Below are 14,494 nucleotides of genomic sequence, written 5' to 3'. Positions count from 1 at the left end.
GTAGGCGTAAAATATAACTGTCAGTTATATTTTGCTTGCTCCATGCGCCGCCGCCTTCCCACCCTGCAGGCCCTGCAATGCTTCGAGGCCGCCGCGCGCCACCAGAGCTTTTCCCGCGCGGCGCAGGAGCTGGCGCTGACGCAGGGGGCGGTGTCGCGTCAGGTGGCGGCGCTGGAGGGGTTCCTCGGCGTCAAGCTGTTCCGCCGCACGCCGCACGGCATGGCGCTCACCCCCGCTGGGGCCGACTACGCGCGCCAGGTGAGCCGCCGGCTGGAGGCGCTGGAGCGCGACACCGTCGATCTGATGGGGCGCCGCGGGCAGGGCGACAGCGTCACGCTGGCCACGGTGCCCACCTTTGCCACGCGCTGGCTGATCCCGCGCCTGCCGCGGCTGGCGGCGCGCCACCCGCAGCTGCTGGTGCACCTGGAGACGCGCACGCGCCCGTTTCTCTTCCCCGACAGCGGGCTGGAGGCGGCGCTGTGGGCCGGCACGCCCGAGCAGCTGCGCCAATGGCCCGGTACGCGCGCCACGCGCCTGCTGGAGGAGGAGGTGCTGCCGGTGTGCAGCCCGCGGCTGCTGCCGCAGGGCCGGCCGGTGCCGGCGGCGGCGCTGGCGAGCCTGCCGCTGCTGCAGCAGTCCACCCGGCCCGACGCGTGGCGGCGCTGGTTCGAGGCGCAGGGCGTGGAGGCGCCGCACGCGATGGCCGGGCCGCGCTACGAGCTGTTCTCCATGCAGGCCGCAGCGGCGATCGCCGGGCTGGGCGTGGCGCTGATGCCGACCCTGCTGGTGCAGCAGGAGCTGGCCCGCGGCGAGCTGGCGGTGGCGTGCGCCGCGCCGCTGCGCGGCGAGCGCGCCTACTACCTCGTGCAGCCCGACGGGCCCGAGCGCGAGGCGCTGGCGCGCCTGCGCGCGTGGCTGGTGGAGGAGTGCGCCGCCGCGGCCTCCTTGCCGCCGGGGTGACCTGGCATCCTTGCAAATCTGGAGTTTTTCTCCATAATTGCAAGGATGATTGAGCGACGGCTGTTGCGTGAAGTGTTGTTGGCGCTGGATGAGGTCCCGGCGGTGGCCTTGCTGGGGCCAAGGCAGGCGGGGAAGACCACCTTGGCGCTGGAGGTGGCGGCGCGCCGACCGGCGGTGTATCTCGATTTAGAGTCGGAGGTCGATCGGGCCAAGCTGAGCGATCCGGCGCTCTACCTGTCGGCTCACGAGGACAAGTTGGTCATTCTGGATGAGGTGCAACGTGCTCCCGAGCTGTTTCGCACGCTGCGCGGTCTGATCGATCAGGGGCGACGCCGGGGCCAAGGGACGGGGCGCTTTCTGGTGTTGGGCTCGGCCTCGATTGAGCTGCTTCGGCAATCCAGCGAGTCGCTGGCCGGGCGGATCCGCTACCTGGAACTCGGGCCGCTGGACGCAGGGGAGGTGGGGGCGGGGCGGTTGCAAGCCCTTTGGCTGCGTGGGGGCTTTCCTTTAAGCCTGCTGGCGGCCTCCGATGCGGCCAGCCTGCGCTGGCGGCTCGACTTTATTCGCACCTACCTGGAGCGCGACATCCCGCAGCTGGGCCCGCGCATTCCGGCGGAGACCCTGCGCCGTTTCTGGACCATGCTGGCCCACCAGCAAGGGGCGTTGCTCAACGCGGCCGCGTTGGCGCGCGCCTTGGCGGTCGATGGCAAGACCGTGGCGCGCTACCTCGACCTGCTGGTGGATCTGCTGCTGGTGCGGCGACTGCCGCCGTGGTCGCACAACGTGGGCAAGCGCCTGGTCAAGTCACCCAAGGTGTATGTGCGCGACAGCGGATTGGTGCACGCGCTGCTGGGCATTGCCGACCACGAGGCGCTGCTGGCGCACCCCGTGGCCGGGGCGAGTTGGGAGGGCATGGTCATCGAGTCCCTGTTGGCGGCCGCCCCCGCGGGCACGCAGGCGTCGTTTTTCCGCACCGCGGCGGGGGCGGAAATCGACTTGCTGCTGGAGCTGCCAAGCCATGCAGCGCCATGGGCTGTTGAAATCAAGCGCAGTTCGGCGCCGAAACTGGAGCGAGGGTTTTATGCCGGACTGCAGACCGTGCAACCCGAGCGGGCCTGGGTGGTGTATGCCGGAAACGAGCGCTTCGCGCTGGCCCCGGGCGTGGAGGCGTTGCCGCTGCCCGAAGCCGTGCGGCTGTTGGCTGACCGTGACCCGGGCGAATGACCCAGCCCCCGCGCCAAGACGTGTTGTTCAACCCTTCGCCGCCACCAGCGCCGCCTCCATGATCGCCAGCCCTTCGTCGAGCAGCGCGTCGCTGGCGGTCAGCGGCACCAGGATGCGGATCACGTTGCCGTAGAGGCCGCACGACAGCAGCACCAGCCCGCGCTGCAGCGCCTCGGCGCACAGGCGCCGCGTCAGCTCGGCGGCGGGGCGGGTGAGGTCGCCGCCTTCGAACAGCTCGATGGCCACCATGGCGCCCAAGCCCCGCACGTCGCGGATCTCGGCGTGGCGCGCCATCATGGCGGTCAGCCCCGCGCGCAGCCGCTCGCCGATGGCGCGGCTGCGCTCCAGCAGCCGCTCCTCCTCGAACACGTCCAGCACCGCCAGCGCCGCGGCGCACGCCAGCGGATGCCCGGCGTAGGTGCCGCCGAGCCCCCCCGGCGGCACCTTGTCCATCAGCTCGGCGCGCCCGATGACGGCGGAGATCGGAAAACCCCCTGCCATGCTCTTGGCCATCGTGACCAGGTCCGGCGCCACGCCCCACTGCTCGCAGGCCAACCAGGTGCCGGTGCGGCCGGCGCCGGTCTGCACCTCGTCAGCGATGAAGACGATGCCGTGCTCGTCGCACAGCCGGCGCAGCGCGCGCGCGAACTCGAACGGGGCGACGTAGAAGCCCCCCTCACCCTGCACCGGCTCCAGGATGAGGGCGGCGACGCGCTGTGGCTCGATGTCGTATTTGAACAAATGTTGCAGACTGCGCAGCGCGTCGTCCACCGTCACGCCGTGCAGCGCGTTGGGGTATTCGGCGTGATAAACCTCGGCCGGAAACGGCCCAAAGCCCGCTTTGTAGGGGGCGACCTTGCCGGTCAGCGCCATGCCCAGCAGCGTGCGGCCATGAAAGCCGCCGCCGAAGGCGATGACGCCCTGCCGGCCGGTGGCGGCGCGCGCGATCTTGATGGCGTTTTCCACCGCCTCGGCGCCGGTAGAAAGGAAAAACGCCTTCTTGGCGAAGTCGCCGGGCATTTTGGCGATCAGGCGCTCGGCCAGCTCGACGTAGGGCTCGTAGGCCAGCACCTGGAAGCAGGTGTGGTGCAGCTTGTCGAGCTGCGCCTTGACGGCTTCGACGATCTTCGGATGGCGGTGGCCAGTGTTGAGCACCGCGATACCGCCGGCGAAATCGATGTAGCGGCGGCCCTCGACGTCCCACACTTCAGCGCCTTCGGCCCGCTCGGCGAACACTTCGTGCGTCTGGCCCAGGCCGGCGGGCAGGGCAGCGCGGCGGCGCGCCATCAGGGCGGCGTTGCTGCGGGTGGCGGGGGGTACGTGCGGGTCGCGGTGCATGGTGCAGGTCTCCAAAAATGACAGGCGGACTGGCGCCCGGAGGGCGCCAAGCGTTCGCACACCGATCATGGCGCTGGCGGGCAAGCGCTACCATATACAAGCCTGAGCAGCGGCACAAGGCGCTGTAGCGCCCGGCAGACCGATACAGAAAAACCCCTTGGATGTTTGCGCTCGACGCCCAAAGCCCGATCCCGCTGGTGCAGCAGATCGTGGAAGGCTTTCGCGAGCTGATCCGCGCCGGCGTGCTGCGTCCCGGCGCCAAGGTGCCGTCGATCCGGCAGTTCGCGCACGCGCACGGGGTCAGCGTTTACACGGTGGTCGATGCCTATGACCGACTGGTGGCGCTGGGTTATTTGGTGTCGCGCCCCCAACTTGGCTTTTTTGTTCGGCACCGTGAGGACGCGCCGACGCTGGCAACCTCGGGCAGTCCGTCGCAGTATCACTTTGACTCGATGTGGTATTTGCGGCGCGTGTTCGAAAACCGCAACCTGCGCTTGAAGCCTGGCTGCGGCTGGTTGCCGCACGACTGGCTGTTTGGCGACGGCGTGCGGCGCAGCCTGCGCGCGCTGGCGGCGCAGGAGGTCGATTTAGGCGGCTACGGCGAGCCCAAGGGCTACACGCCGCTGCGCCAGCTGGTGCGCGACCTGTTGGCCGAGCAAGAAATTGCGCTCAGCCGCGATCAGGTGCTGCTGACGCACGGCTCCAGCCAGGCGATGGACCTGGTGGCGCGCCGCCTGGTGCGCCCGGGCGATGCGGTGCTGGTGGACGAGCCGGGCTACCCGAACCTGTTGTTTTCGCTGCGCTTCCTGGGGGCGCGTCTGATCGGCGTGCCGCGCACCCCGTGGGGCTGGGATCTGGCGACGCTGGAGGCGCGTATCGCCGAACATGCGCCGAAGGTGCTGTTCACCCAGCCGCGGCTGCACAGCCCCACCGGGTCGGTGGCCAATCTGGCGCAGCTGCACCGGCTGCTGCAGCTGGCCGAACGGCACGGCCTGCGCATCGTCGAAAACGACATCTACGCCGACCTCGACCCGGAGCCGCGGCCCTCGCTCGCCAGCCTCGACCAGTTGCAGCGGGTGGTTTACATCGGCAGCTTCTCCAAGACCGTCTCGCCGAACCTGCGTGTCGGCTTTGTCGCCGCGCATCCCGAGGTGCTGGAGGATCTGGCGCAGCTGAAGATGATCTCCGGCCTGACGTCGTCCGAATTCGCTGAGCGCCTCACGTTCGGGGCGCTGACCGACGGGCGCTGGCGCAAGCACCTGCGCAGCCTGCGCCAGCGCCTGGCCGCGGCGCAGCAGGCCGCCGCCGAGCGGCTGCAGCGGCTGGGCTTTGAGCTGTTCGCCCAGCCCGGCGCCGGCATGTTCCTGTGGGCGCGCCACCCGGCGATCGACAACGCCTCGACGCTGGCCTACCAGGCCGCCGAGCACGACATCCTGCTCGGCCCCGGGCACCTGTTCGGCCTGGATCTGGCGCCCAGCCCCTGGCTGCGCTTCAACGTGGCGTTTTGCGACGACGAGGCGCTGTGGTCGTTCCTCGTTTCGGCTACCGCAGGGACGTGCGCTGTCCGCTAGGCGACAGCGGCCGGCCGCTGTCATGGCTCCGTCACGGGGCTGCGCCACAGTGCGCGGCGCTTACCCGCAACACCACCAGGAGCACCAACGTGGCACAGAGCATCCGTGACGATGACGGCGTTTCCAACGTTTCCGGCAACCGCCATCTGCAAGAAGTGGTCGAGCAGGCCATTGGCCATGATCCGACGCGCCGCCGGCTGATGAAGGCCGGCCTCGGCGCCGCCTCGCTGCCGTTCCTTGGCATGCTGTCGGGCTGTTTGGGCGGCGGCGACGACCCCGTGGAGCAGATGCTGGGCTTTCAGGGCATCCCGGCGGCCACCGGCGACAGCGTGCTCGTGCCTGCGGGTTATGTGGCAACCGCGTTTTTGCCTTGGGGGGAGCCGATCAACGCCAGCGCGCCGGCGTGGAAGCCCGACGCCAGCAACACCGCGGCTGAGCAGGAGCTGCAGGTCGGCGACAACCACGACGGCATCGAGTTCTTCGGCTTCAACGCCGCCGGCAACGGCTTTGGCAACCGCAGCGACGAAGGCCTGCTGGTCTTCAACCACGAGTACATCAACCCCGAGTACTTCTACGCTCCCGGCTCGGACTCCGAGAACTGGCTGCTGCCGTTCACGCTGGAGAAGGCCCGCAAGGGTCAGGCCGGCCACGGCGTCACGATCGCCCACATCCGCCGCCGAGCCGACGGCATGTGGGAGCACGTCAAGACCTCGCCGTACAACCGCCGCATCCACGGCAACACGCCGGTCAGCATCCAGGGGCCGGCGGCGGGCCATCCGCTGATGCGCACGGCGGCCGATCCGGCCGGCACGATGGTGCTGGGCACGCTCAACAACTGCGGATCCGGCCGTACGCCGTGGGGCACCTACCTGACCTGCGAGGAAAACTTCAACGGCTACTTTGGCTGGAACGGCGACCGCACGCCGACCGCGCTGGAGCGCCGCTACGGCATCACCAAGGACGGGTTCGGCTACCTCTGGCACACCGTCGATCCGCGCTTCGACGTCAACGCCAATCCGAACGAGCCGAACCGCTTTGGCTGGGTGGTGGAGATCGACCCATTCGACCCGAACGCGCGCCCGGTCAAGCGCACGGCGCTGGGCCGCTTCAAGCACGAGAACGCGGCGGTGTCGATCGGCCCGGACGGCCGTGTCGTGGTCTACATGGGCTGCGACGAGCGCAACGAGTACATCTACAAGTTCGTCTCCAGCGGCAAGTTCGACGCCGCCAACCCCACCAGCGCCGCCAACCGCCGCCTGCTGGAACAGGGCACGTTGTATGTGGCGCGGTTTGACGCGGGGCCGGTGGCCGGCGACCGGATGGGGACCGGCGTGTGGATTCCGTTGCTGCCCAGCACGGTGGGCGTGGATGGCAAGCCCCTGCGCGAAAACCCCAACTTTGCCGCCCCCACCGACGCCGAGGTGCTGGCGCTGATCATGATCAAAACGCGCCAAGCAGCTGATGCGGTCGGCGCCACGATGATGGATCGTCCGGAGTGGATCACCGTCAACCCGAAGAACCCGGGCAACGTTTATGTGACGTTGACCAACAACAACCGCCGCGGCACGACGCCGGCGTCGTCCAACAACCCGGATGGATCCTCGAGCGCCGGCTCGGCCCGCCCGCCGGTCGACGAGGCCAACCCGCGCACCAACAACCTGTGGGGCCACATCGTGCGCTGGACCGAGGCCGGCAACGACCCCGCGGCGACCACGTTCACGTGGGACATCTTCGTGCTGGCCGGACAGCCGTCGATCACCGGGGAGCGTGCGCCGAGCAGCAACATCAACGCCAACAACCTGTTCAACAGCCCCGACGGCCTGATGTTCGACGGCTTCGGCCGCTTGTGGATCCAGACCGACGGCTCGTTCAGCAACACCGGTGACTACGCCGGCATGGGCAACAACCAGATGCTGGCCGCCGATCCGGTGACGAAGGAGATCCGCCGCTTCCTCGTCGGTCCGTCCGGCTGCGAGGTGACCGGCGTGACGTGGACCCCGGACCGCAAGACGATGTTCGTCAACATCCAGCACCCCGGCGAGCTGGGCAGCCATCCGAACCGCCCTAAGAACCCCGATGGTTCGACGTGGAGCGACAATCAAATCGCGCGCGATCCGACCCGCTTCTCGCAATGGCCGACCCAGGGGGTGCGGCCGCGCTCGGCGACGGTGGTGATTCGCCGCGTTGACGGCGGCGTGATTGGCGGCTAAACCCAAGCGGTGCCGCGTTAAGCGACCTCCCACACCGCCCCGTGCTCCGGCACGAGGGCGGTGCGCTTCAGCTCGCGCTCGATGCGGCAGCGCAGCGCGTCGGCGGCATCCGGCTCCCCGTGCACGACGAAGGTCTGGCGCGGCGGGTTCGGGATCGTGCGCTGCCACGCGAGCAGTCCTTCGGCGTCGGCGTGAGCGGAGGCCGAGCGCAGCTGCGCGACTTCGGCGCGCACCGGCCAGTCCTCGCCGTGGATGCGCAGGCTGGCGGCCCCGCGCTGCAGCGCATCGCCGCGCGTGCCGGGGGCCTGGTAGCCGGTCAGGATCACCATGTGGCGGCGGTCGCCCAGGTAGAGCTTGAGGTGGTGCAGCACCCGTCCGCCGGTGGCCATGCCGCTGCCGGCCAAAATGACCTTGGGCCCGCGCTGGTGCGCGATCGCCTGGGAATCTTCGGGTGACATCACGGCGGTGACGTCGCGCGTCATCGCGTGGATGGCCTCGAGGCTAAGTCGGTGCTCCTCCAGATGGCGCTCCAGCAGTGCGGTGGCGTGGATCGCCATCGGGCTGTCCAGGTACACCGGCAGCGCCGCCGGCAGTCGGCGCTGGCGCTTGAGTTGGGCGATGGCGTGCAGCAGCGCCTGCGCGCGGCCCACCGCGAACACCGGCACCACCGCCGTGCCGCCGCGCGCGGCCACGCGAGCCAGCAGCGGCGCCAGCTCTTCGATCAGGTCGGTGTCCGGGTGCTGTCGGTTGCCGTAGGTGGATTCGACCACCACCGCGTCGGCCTGCGGCGGCGGGTCGGGCGGCCGCATCATCAGGTCGTCGGCGCGGCCGAGGTCGCCGGAAAACAGGATGCGCCGCCCGCCAACTTCCACCAGCACCTGTGCCGCCCCCAGGATGTGCCCGGCACGGAAGAGCTGCACGCGCCAGCCCGGCAGCGGCTCCCATGGCTGGCCGAACGGCTGCGCGCGCAGGTGACTCAGCGCCTTGCGCGCGTCGGCAACGGTGTAAAGCGGCAGCGCCGGGTGGTGCCGGGAGTAGCCGTGCCGATTGGCGTGGGCGGCGTCTTCCTCTTGCAGGTGGGCGCTGTCGGGCAGCAGAATTTCGCACAGGTCGCGCGTGGCGTGCGTGCACCAGACTTGGCCGCGAAAGCCCTCGCGCACCAGCAGCGGCAGGTGGCCGCTGTGGTCCAGGTGCGCGTGCGTCAGCACCACCGCGCCGATCTGCGCTGACGCCACGGGCAGCGGCGCGCGGTTGCGCAGCCGCAGCGCCTTGTAGCCCTGGAACAGGCCGCAATCGACCAGCAGCTGCTGGCTGCCGTGGCGCACCAGATACTTGGAGCCGGTGACGGTGCCGGCCCCGCCGAGAAACTGGATGGTGACGGTCATGGGGCCATCCTACGCCAGAACGCTGGGGCCAGGCGCGACAGCCCGGCGAGGCGTGGCTGCATTCGTCAGCGCGGATTTTCAGGGCTGCTTCATGAAGGTGTCGAAGTCAATGCGGCCCAAGCACCGATCCAGCTGCACCAGCCCCAGCGCCACCGTCAGCAGCGCGGCGGCGGCAAAGCCGTAGCCGTAGTAGGACGGCCCCAGGACAAGGCTTAGCAGCGTCAGCGCCACGTTGGCGACGAGGAACACGACCGTCAGCAGCGCCACGTCGCGCCGCCGGTCGAAGTAATACAGCACATTGATCAGCGCCAGCACCATCACCTGCAGCCCGGCGCCGATGACCTGCACATAAAAGAGCGGCAGCAGCGCTGCATCCAGCCCCAGCAGCTCAAACGAGGCAGGACCCGCCAGCAGCGCCAGCAGGGTGGCAATCGCCTGCCACTTGCCGATTTCGGCCAGCCCCGTGCGCACGGTCAGAATCATTTCGTCACGCAGGGTTTGGATATGCGCCAGGCTGCCGCCGCCGCGCACGGCGTCGTAATACTTGTCGTAATACTCGACGAAATCGGTTTCGATACGCACCAGAAAGATGGCCATGCCGGGCACGATGGCCAGGTAGGCCAGAAACACCGGCACGTCATACACCGGGCTGCTGCGCAGCACGCTGATGACTTCCACCGAGGTGCTGGGGTTCAACCAAAAGATGAACTTGTCGGCCCACACCGCCAGATTGAAGGCGGTGCCGGCCAGCATCAGGCTGGGGTAGAAGCGGGAGCGACGCAACCAGTCCAGCCCCACCCAGTGGGCGGACGGGTAGCCGCGCACGACAACCTGCCACAGGCCGGCCAGCAGGATCAGCTGCCCGATCAAAAACGCCGCCAGCAGCCCCTCCAGTCCCCAGCCCAGCAGCGAAAATGGATACGCCAGCAGCACCGTGCTACCGTAGCCGGCGGCGAACATGACCACCAGAGCGCGGTAGCGCTTCAGGCCCGACAGCAGCACCGCCAGCATCCATACCGCGCACAGCGCCACCCAGCACGCCAGTGTCAGCGCGAGGTAAAGCCCGCCGACCTCTGGCAGCCACAGCGCCACCCCCATGCCAACCAGCGTGGCCAGCGGCAGCAGCACCGCCAGCGTGCCATGCAGCGCGGGCAGCACGCGCTGCGGGCGGCGCTCAAACAGCCGGTCGGCGCAGTAGCGCGTCAGCACCAGCTGCAGCCCGCCGCTGGCAATGAGGCTGCCGGCCACCAGGTAGGTGATGGTGGTTTGAAATTGCGTCACCAGCGACGGTGGCACCACGATGCTGGCGCACAGGATGCCGACCAGCAGCATGCCCAGAATCGACAGCACCCACGGCCCCGAGCCGATCAGCCCAGCGTAAGCGTAGGCGCGTGCCCCGCTCCAAAACGTGCCGCGATCCAGCAGCTTGCGCAGTTCAAAGCCGATGCCAGCCATGATCAGGCGCGCTCCAGGGCATCGGCGTAAAGTTGCCGGTAAGCGGCGTGCATGTCGCGGTCGCGGTAGCGCCGTCGCACGCGCGCCAGGCCACGCTCGGCCATGGCGTGCCAGCGTGGCGGGTCGTCCAGCAGCGCCACGATGGCGTCGGCCAGCGCCGTGGGCTGCGCCGGCGGCACCACCACCCCCGCGGCGCCCAGCGCCACGTCGTCCGCATCCGTCGGACAGCCCTCGATGAGCTCGCGGCAGGCGCCGACATCGGTGCTGATGACCGGGATGCCTGCGGCCAAGCTTTCCAGCACCACCAACGGCAGCGCCTCGCTGATGGAGGACAGCACGGTGACGCCGACGCGCGGCAGCACCTCCGGCGTGCGCTGCAGGCCCAGCATCTTGACGCGATCCTGCAGCCCGAGCTGCTCGATCAACGTACGGCACTCGGCGGCGTAGTCGGGGTCTTCGTCGGTGGGGCCGACGATCCAGCCCTCGATATCGGGTCGCAGGTTGGCCACACGGCGCATCGCGCGGATGAAGGTTTTGATATCTTTGATCGCTACCACGCGACCGATCAGCGCCACCACGCGCGGGATGGCAGCCCCGGCGGGACGGCGCGCCGCCGCCAGCGCCTCCACGTCGATGCCGTTGGGAATGACGCGCGTGCGCTGCGGCGCGGCGCCGTCGCGGATTTGGCGTTGCCGGTTGGCTTCGTAGAGCGACACGATCGGGTCGGCGCGCTCGTAGCAGAAGCGGCCCAGCCATTCAAAGAAGCGGGTCCACATCCCGCGCAGGTAAGGCGTTTCGGTGTCGTCGCGCAACAGCGGATGGCGGTTGTCGGGCACCCAGGTGGCCAGCGCCAGATCGATTTGCCGTTCCTTGGTGTAGATGCCGTGTTCGGTGAGGATCAGCGGGCGGCGGTCACGATGGCTCAGCAGCGCGCCCAGAAACCCCGCGTAGCCGGTGGAGATGCTGTGATACACCCGCGCCGGCGGCAACTGCCGTGCCCAGCGCGCCAGCGTCCACAGCGGCGCGTGCAGCGTGCGGCTGGTCCAGAAATAATCGACAAACGAAGGGTCGGTGCAGTGGCGCTGGTAGCGCTCGCAGATCATCGTCCAGCTGAAGTCCGAATGCAGGTAGTGCCGGGCTTGCAGCCCGTCGTCGCGTAGCAGCGCCTCGGCCACTTCAGCTCCGAGCGTGGTGGGGGCCGGCTGGATGCCGAGGAAGACGTCGTGCCAGCGCTGCACGGCGGCTTGCCAAGGTGTTGCGGGCTCATGCAGGCGGCGCCGCACATCGGGTGGGGATTGCAGCTCCTGCGGCTCGAACAGCCAGATGGTGTCCAAGGCCACCACCTGGGGTGGTGGGATATAGACCGGCGCGCCGGCGTCGCGGGCACGCGCGCCGATATAAACCGCATGAAAGCGCAGCTGCGGGTGAGCGCGCACGAGTTGATCGACCCATGCCGCCACCCCGCCGCGAGTGTAGGGGTAGGTCCCTTCCAGCAGCAGCATCACATCGGCGTTCATGCGCGCGTCCAATAACGAACCACGGGTTGCACTTTGTCGCTCAGCAGCGCGGCGGGCAGCTGGCCGAGCCAGTGCCGGCACCGATCAAGTTGGTTGGCTTCGTAGGCCCACTCGGCCATGTAGGGCAGCCAGGCCGGATCGGGGCGGGGTTCGCGGGCCATCACCTCCACCTCGGCGCGGGCGGCGTCGTGCTGGCCCAAGGCCAGCCACGTCCGCAGCCGCAACAACCGTTGCGGGGGCGCGAGCTGGCTTTGCCGTTGCTGCAGCGCCTGCAGCCAGTGAAGGGTTTGTTGCAGCGCGTGCTGCCGCAGGTCATCGCTGGCGAGCCCTTGGTGCGCCAGCTCCCAGTGCAGCTCGGCCAACAGCGCCAGCAGCCGCGCCGGATCGGCGGCGGTGGGCAGCGCCGCGCGCGCCTGATCGATCCAGTGCTGCAGGCGCTGCTGCTGGCGGTCGAGCACGCCGTAGGCCAGCAGCCGCACGTCCTCCAGCTGGCCGGTTTCGCGCAGCGCTGCCAAGGTTTGGTTACCAACGGCCGAGGGGCGTTGCGTCAGCAAGGTCAGCACTTGCTGCTGCAGCGGCAGCGGCGCAGCGCCGCGCGCCACCTGCGTCCCTAGCCCCGCCACGCGACGCGCCAGGCGCCGGGGTTCGATGCGCTCGAGCGCTGGTAAGTGCACTTCACCAAAGCGTTGGCGTGCCGGCCCGGGCTGCAGGCGGCGCAGCTGCCCCAGCGCCAGCGGCAGCAGCACCCAGCCCAGCAGCGGCCAGGCCATCAACAGCGCAGTCACCAGCATCACGACCCGAGGACGGCGCTGATGTCGCGCACGGGCCAAGCCCCACACCAGAGCGCTGGCCATGAGCACGCTGGCCACCGCGTGCGTAGCCCAAAATGCGGGTAGCAACGTCCGATCCAGACCTTGGGCCAGCCAGGCGGTCGCGGCTGCCAGTTCCAGGGCCACGCCGAGCAAGCCAAGCAGCAGCGCCATGGCGCCTCGCGGCAGCCGTCTCATGCGTCCTCCATGCCCCAGCGCAGCAGCGCAGCGGGTGGTGCATCCAGCGTGCGGGCGCGCCAGCGCAAGCCGGCCTCGGCCAAGCCGCCCGCTCCTTGACGCTGCAGCCACTGCTCGATGCGTTGCAAGAAGCCTTCGCTGCCCGCCCCATGCGTCAGCGGCAACACCACTAACAGGCGGCCTGGGGCCGGTTCGCAGCTGAGGTCAAGCGAGCGCAGCTGCGCGGCAATCCGCGGCAACCAGTGCGCCGCTGGGGTGCTGTCAGCGTGCAGCACGCCCAGCGTGGAGGGCAGGCTCCAGCGCTGTTGCAATCGGTGCAGGCGCTGCAGCTCCAGCGCGAAGTCCGCCGCGCAGCCGGGCTGCTCGCGCAGCACGTCGGCTGCGCTCAGGCGCGCTTGACGCAGCGCCGCAAAGTCATCGCACAGCACCTGCAGCGCCACCAGGGTGCCATCGTGCAGCGCCAGAAACGGCAGGTGATGCACCACCAGCAGCCATTGCGGTTGCTCATCGGGGCCGAATGGCAGCACCGCCCGGTAGCGCGAAGCGACCAGCTCTTCCACGTCGCGCGCATGCGCGAGCCGGCGTCTTCTCAGCGCCTGCATCACCATGGGATCGTTGGGGTCCAACGGCTGCGGCGGGCCCAGGTGCGCCAGCGGCGCGGGCTCGGGCCGGCCTGCTTCGTCGAGCCGGTGCAGCGTGGCCTGCTGCACCTTGGCAAAGCCGGCGAGCAGTTGCAACAGCAGGCGGCCGGCCTCGGCGTCGGAGGTATCCGGCCCCAAGCGGCGCAGCTGCTCCAGCGCCGCGCGCAGCGTCAGCGGCTGGTGCAGCAGCTCCTGTTCCAGGCGGTCGTGCGACAGACGCAGGGTGTAGTGCTGGCGGCTCAAGCGCTGCAGTTGATCATGGGCGTAATCGCGCTCGATTTGATGTCGGCGCACCCGATCGATCCAGCGGTCGGCGAATTCGCCCAGGATCAGGGTGACGATCCACCCCCCGGCCCAACCCGTCCAGTCGGCCTGCGCAAAGCTGGCGCCCAGCCAAATCACGCCGAAGGCGGTCAGCGCCGCTGCGGCTAGAGCGCCGGCCAGCGTGCCGTAGCGCAGCGTGACGATCCACGGCGCCAGCCACGCCCATGGGAAGCCCGGCTCGCCGCTGAGCCAACCCGTGTTGCCCAACACCGCGGCCAGCAGCCCTGCCAGCAGCGGCAGCGCCACGGCTTCGATCAGCGCCCACGGGCGGGGCTGGACGTGATCCCAACGCTGCGCCAGCGTGGGGCTGGCACGCAAGGCCAGCGACGTCATGGCGCCAGCGGCCCCAGCAGCTCGCGCACCAGCTTTTGCGCCACGCCGGCCAGGGACTCGCGCGAAAAGCCGCTCTTGCCGCCAACGGCGCTATAGACGCGCTGCCCGCTGCCAACATCCAGCACCGTCAGCGCCAGGCCCACGGCGGGCTCGCCATCGACGCCCACCTTGTAGCGCCATTCCGAGACCTGACCGATGACCAGGTAGCGCGCCCCGGCGGACTTGGCCCACTGCAGCAGCTCGGGCGTGCTGCGCAGTTGGCCTTTTTCAAACAGGCTTTCATCCAGCCATTCGACCGGCGGGGTGACCACCGACGGGGACACCGCGGCGGCCAGCCATTCGGCGACGATGCTCTGGGCGCGCCGCCCGGCCATCGGGGTTTCAGTATGGTTGGCAAAAGGGGCCACGGCCCACACGGCGTTGGGCTGCAGCGTGGGGCGGCTGGAGCGCTGCACCGTGGAGCAGGCGCTCAGGGCGAGCACGGCGGCAGTGGCGAACAGCAAGCGGCGTCGTTGCATGGCGGGTTCCT

General features: G+C 69.4%; 11 protein-coding genes. 4 read left to right on the top strand and 7 right to left on the bottom strand.

Annotated elements, in window-relative coordinates; all coding sequences use genetic code 11:
* Positions 1-42: 42 nt before the first annotated feature.
* A complete protein-coding gene (locus Talka_RS06330; RefSeq protein ID WP_143890272.1) occupies positions 43-960 on the top strand; it encodes a LysR substrate-binding domain-containing protein in 918 nt (305 codons plus the stop codon).
* Between the two features lie 45 nt (positions 961-1,005).
* Entirely contained in the window at positions 1,006-2,184 is a 1,179-nt protein-coding gene (locus Talka_RS06325; RefSeq protein WP_143890271.1) for an ATP-binding protein, read from the top strand.
* 27 nt (positions 2,185-2,211) lie between these two features.
* Here the strand turns inward: Talka_RS06325 and gabT are convergent, their stop codons facing one another.
* Positions 2,212-3,522 carry a 4-aminobutyrate--2-oxoglutarate transaminase gene (gene gabT, locus Talka_RS06320; RefSeq protein ID WP_143890270.1) on the bottom strand — a complete coding sequence of 437 codons (1,311 nt, stop codon included), beginning with the start codon at positions 3,520-3,522 and terminating at the stop codon, positions 2,212-2,214.
* A gap of 161 nt (positions 3,523-3,683) precedes the next feature.
* Here gabT and Talka_RS06315 point away from each other — a divergent pair, with 161 nt between their 5' ends.
* Both Talka_RS06315 and Talka_RS06310 read left to right on the top strand, forming a co-directional pair.
* A complete protein-coding gene (locus tag Talka_RS06315; protein WP_143890269.1) occupies positions 3,684-5,093 on the top strand; it encodes an aminotransferase-like domain-containing protein in 1,410 nt (469 codons plus the stop codon).
* An 89-nt stretch (positions 5,094-5,182) separates the two neighbouring features.
* Entirely contained in the window at positions 5,183-7,303 is a 2,121-nt protein-coding gene (locus tag Talka_RS06310; protein WP_246100602.1) for a PhoX family protein, read from the top strand.
* 17 nt (positions 7,304-7,320) lie between these two features.
* Here the strand turns inward: Talka_RS06310 and Talka_RS06305 are convergent, their stop codons facing one another.
* The 6 genes from Talka_RS06305 to Talka_RS06280 form a co-directional block, all read right to left on the bottom strand.
* Positions 7,321-8,688, bottom strand: a complete 1,368-nt coding sequence (locus tag Talka_RS06305; RefSeq protein WP_143890268.1) for an MBL fold metallo-hydrolase RNA specificity domain-containing protein — start codon at positions 8,686-8,688, stop codon at positions 7,321-7,323.
* Between the two features lie 78 nt (positions 8,689-8,766).
* Entirely contained in the window at positions 8,767-10,143 is a 1,377-nt protein-coding gene (pelG, locus tag Talka_RS06300) for an exopolysaccharide Pel transporter PelG (RefSeq protein ID WP_143890267.1), read from the bottom strand.
* A 2-nt stretch (positions 10,144-10,145) separates the two neighbouring features.
* Positions 10,146-11,660 (bottom strand): GT4 family glycosyltransferase PelF, encoded by a 1,515-nt coding sequence (gene pelF, locus Talka_RS06295; RefSeq protein ID WP_143890266.1) that lies wholly within the window; start codon positions 11,658-11,660, stop codon positions 10,146-10,148.
* Entirely contained in the window at positions 11,657-12,667 is a 1,011-nt protein-coding gene (locus Talka_RS06290; protein WP_143890265.1) for a hypothetical protein, read from the bottom strand. Before Talka_RS06290 ends, pelF begins: the two co-directional genes overlap by 4 nt.
* Positions 12,664-13,965 (bottom strand): PelD GGDEF domain-containing protein, encoded by a 1,302-nt coding sequence (locus tag Talka_RS06285; RefSeq protein WP_143890264.1) that lies wholly within the window; start codon positions 13,963-13,965, stop codon positions 12,664-12,666. The genes Talka_RS06290 and Talka_RS06285 overlap by 4 nt, the downstream gene beginning before the upstream one ends.
* Complete coding sequence (locus Talka_RS06280) at positions 13,962-14,483, bottom strand: penicillin-binding protein activator LpoB (protein ID WP_143890263.1); 522 nt, start codon at positions 14,481-14,483, stop codon at positions 13,962-13,964. The genes Talka_RS06285 and Talka_RS06280 overlap by 4 nt, the downstream gene beginning before the upstream one ends.
* Positions 14,484-14,494: the final 11 nt, after the last annotated feature.

This window comes from Tepidimonas alkaliphilus, assembly GCF_007556595.1.
In the GTDB taxonomy this organism is placed as follows: Bacteria; Pseudomonadota; Gammaproteobacteria; order Burkholderiales; family Burkholderiaceae_C; genus Tepidimonas; species Tepidimonas alkaliphila.
This window is presented reverse-complemented; position numbering and strand designations above follow the sequence as displayed.

What these genes read in the sequence shown, in the direction of transcription:
- Talka_RS06330 (WP_143890272.1), top strand. Translation starts at nt 43, where the DNA reads ATGCGCCGCCGCCTTCCCACCCTGCAGGCCCTGCAATGCTTCGAGGCC.
- Talka_RS06325 (WP_143890271.1), top strand. Translation starts at nt 1,006, where the DNA reads ATGATTGAGCGACGGCTGTTGCGTGAAGTGTTGTTGGCGCTGGATGAG.
- gabT (WP_143890270.1), bottom strand. Translation starts at nt 3,522, where the DNA reads ATGCACCGCGACCCGCACGTACCCCCCGCCACCCGCAGCAACGCCGCC.
- Talka_RS06315 (WP_143890269.1), top strand. Translation starts at nt 3,684, where the DNA reads ATGTTTGCGCTCGACGCCCAAAGCCCGATCCCGCTGGTGCAGCAGATC.
- Talka_RS06305 (WP_143890268.1), bottom strand. Translation starts at nt 8,688, where the DNA reads ATGACCGTCACCATCCAGTTTCTCGGCGGGGCCGGCACCGTCACCGGC.
- pelG (WP_143890267.1), bottom strand. Translation starts at nt 10,143, where the DNA reads ATGGCTGGCATCGGCTTTGAACTGCGCAAGCTGCTGGATCGCGGCACG.
- pelF (WP_143890266.1), bottom strand. Translation starts at nt 11,660, where the DNA reads ATGAACGCCGATGTGATGCTGCTGCTGGAAGGGACCTACCCCTACACT.
- Talka_RS06290 (WP_143890265.1), bottom strand. Translation starts at nt 12,667, where the DNA reads ATGAGACGGCTGCCGCGAGGCGCCATGGCGCTGCTGCTTGGCTTGCTC.
- Talka_RS06285 (WP_143890264.1), bottom strand. Translation starts at nt 13,965, where the DNA reads ATGACGTCGCTGGCCTTGCGTGCCAGCCCCACGCTGGCGCAGCGTTGG.
- Talka_RS06280 (WP_143890263.1), bottom strand. Translation starts at nt 14,483, where the DNA reads ATGCAACGACGCCGCTTGCTGTTCGCCACTGCCGCCGTGCTCGCCCTG.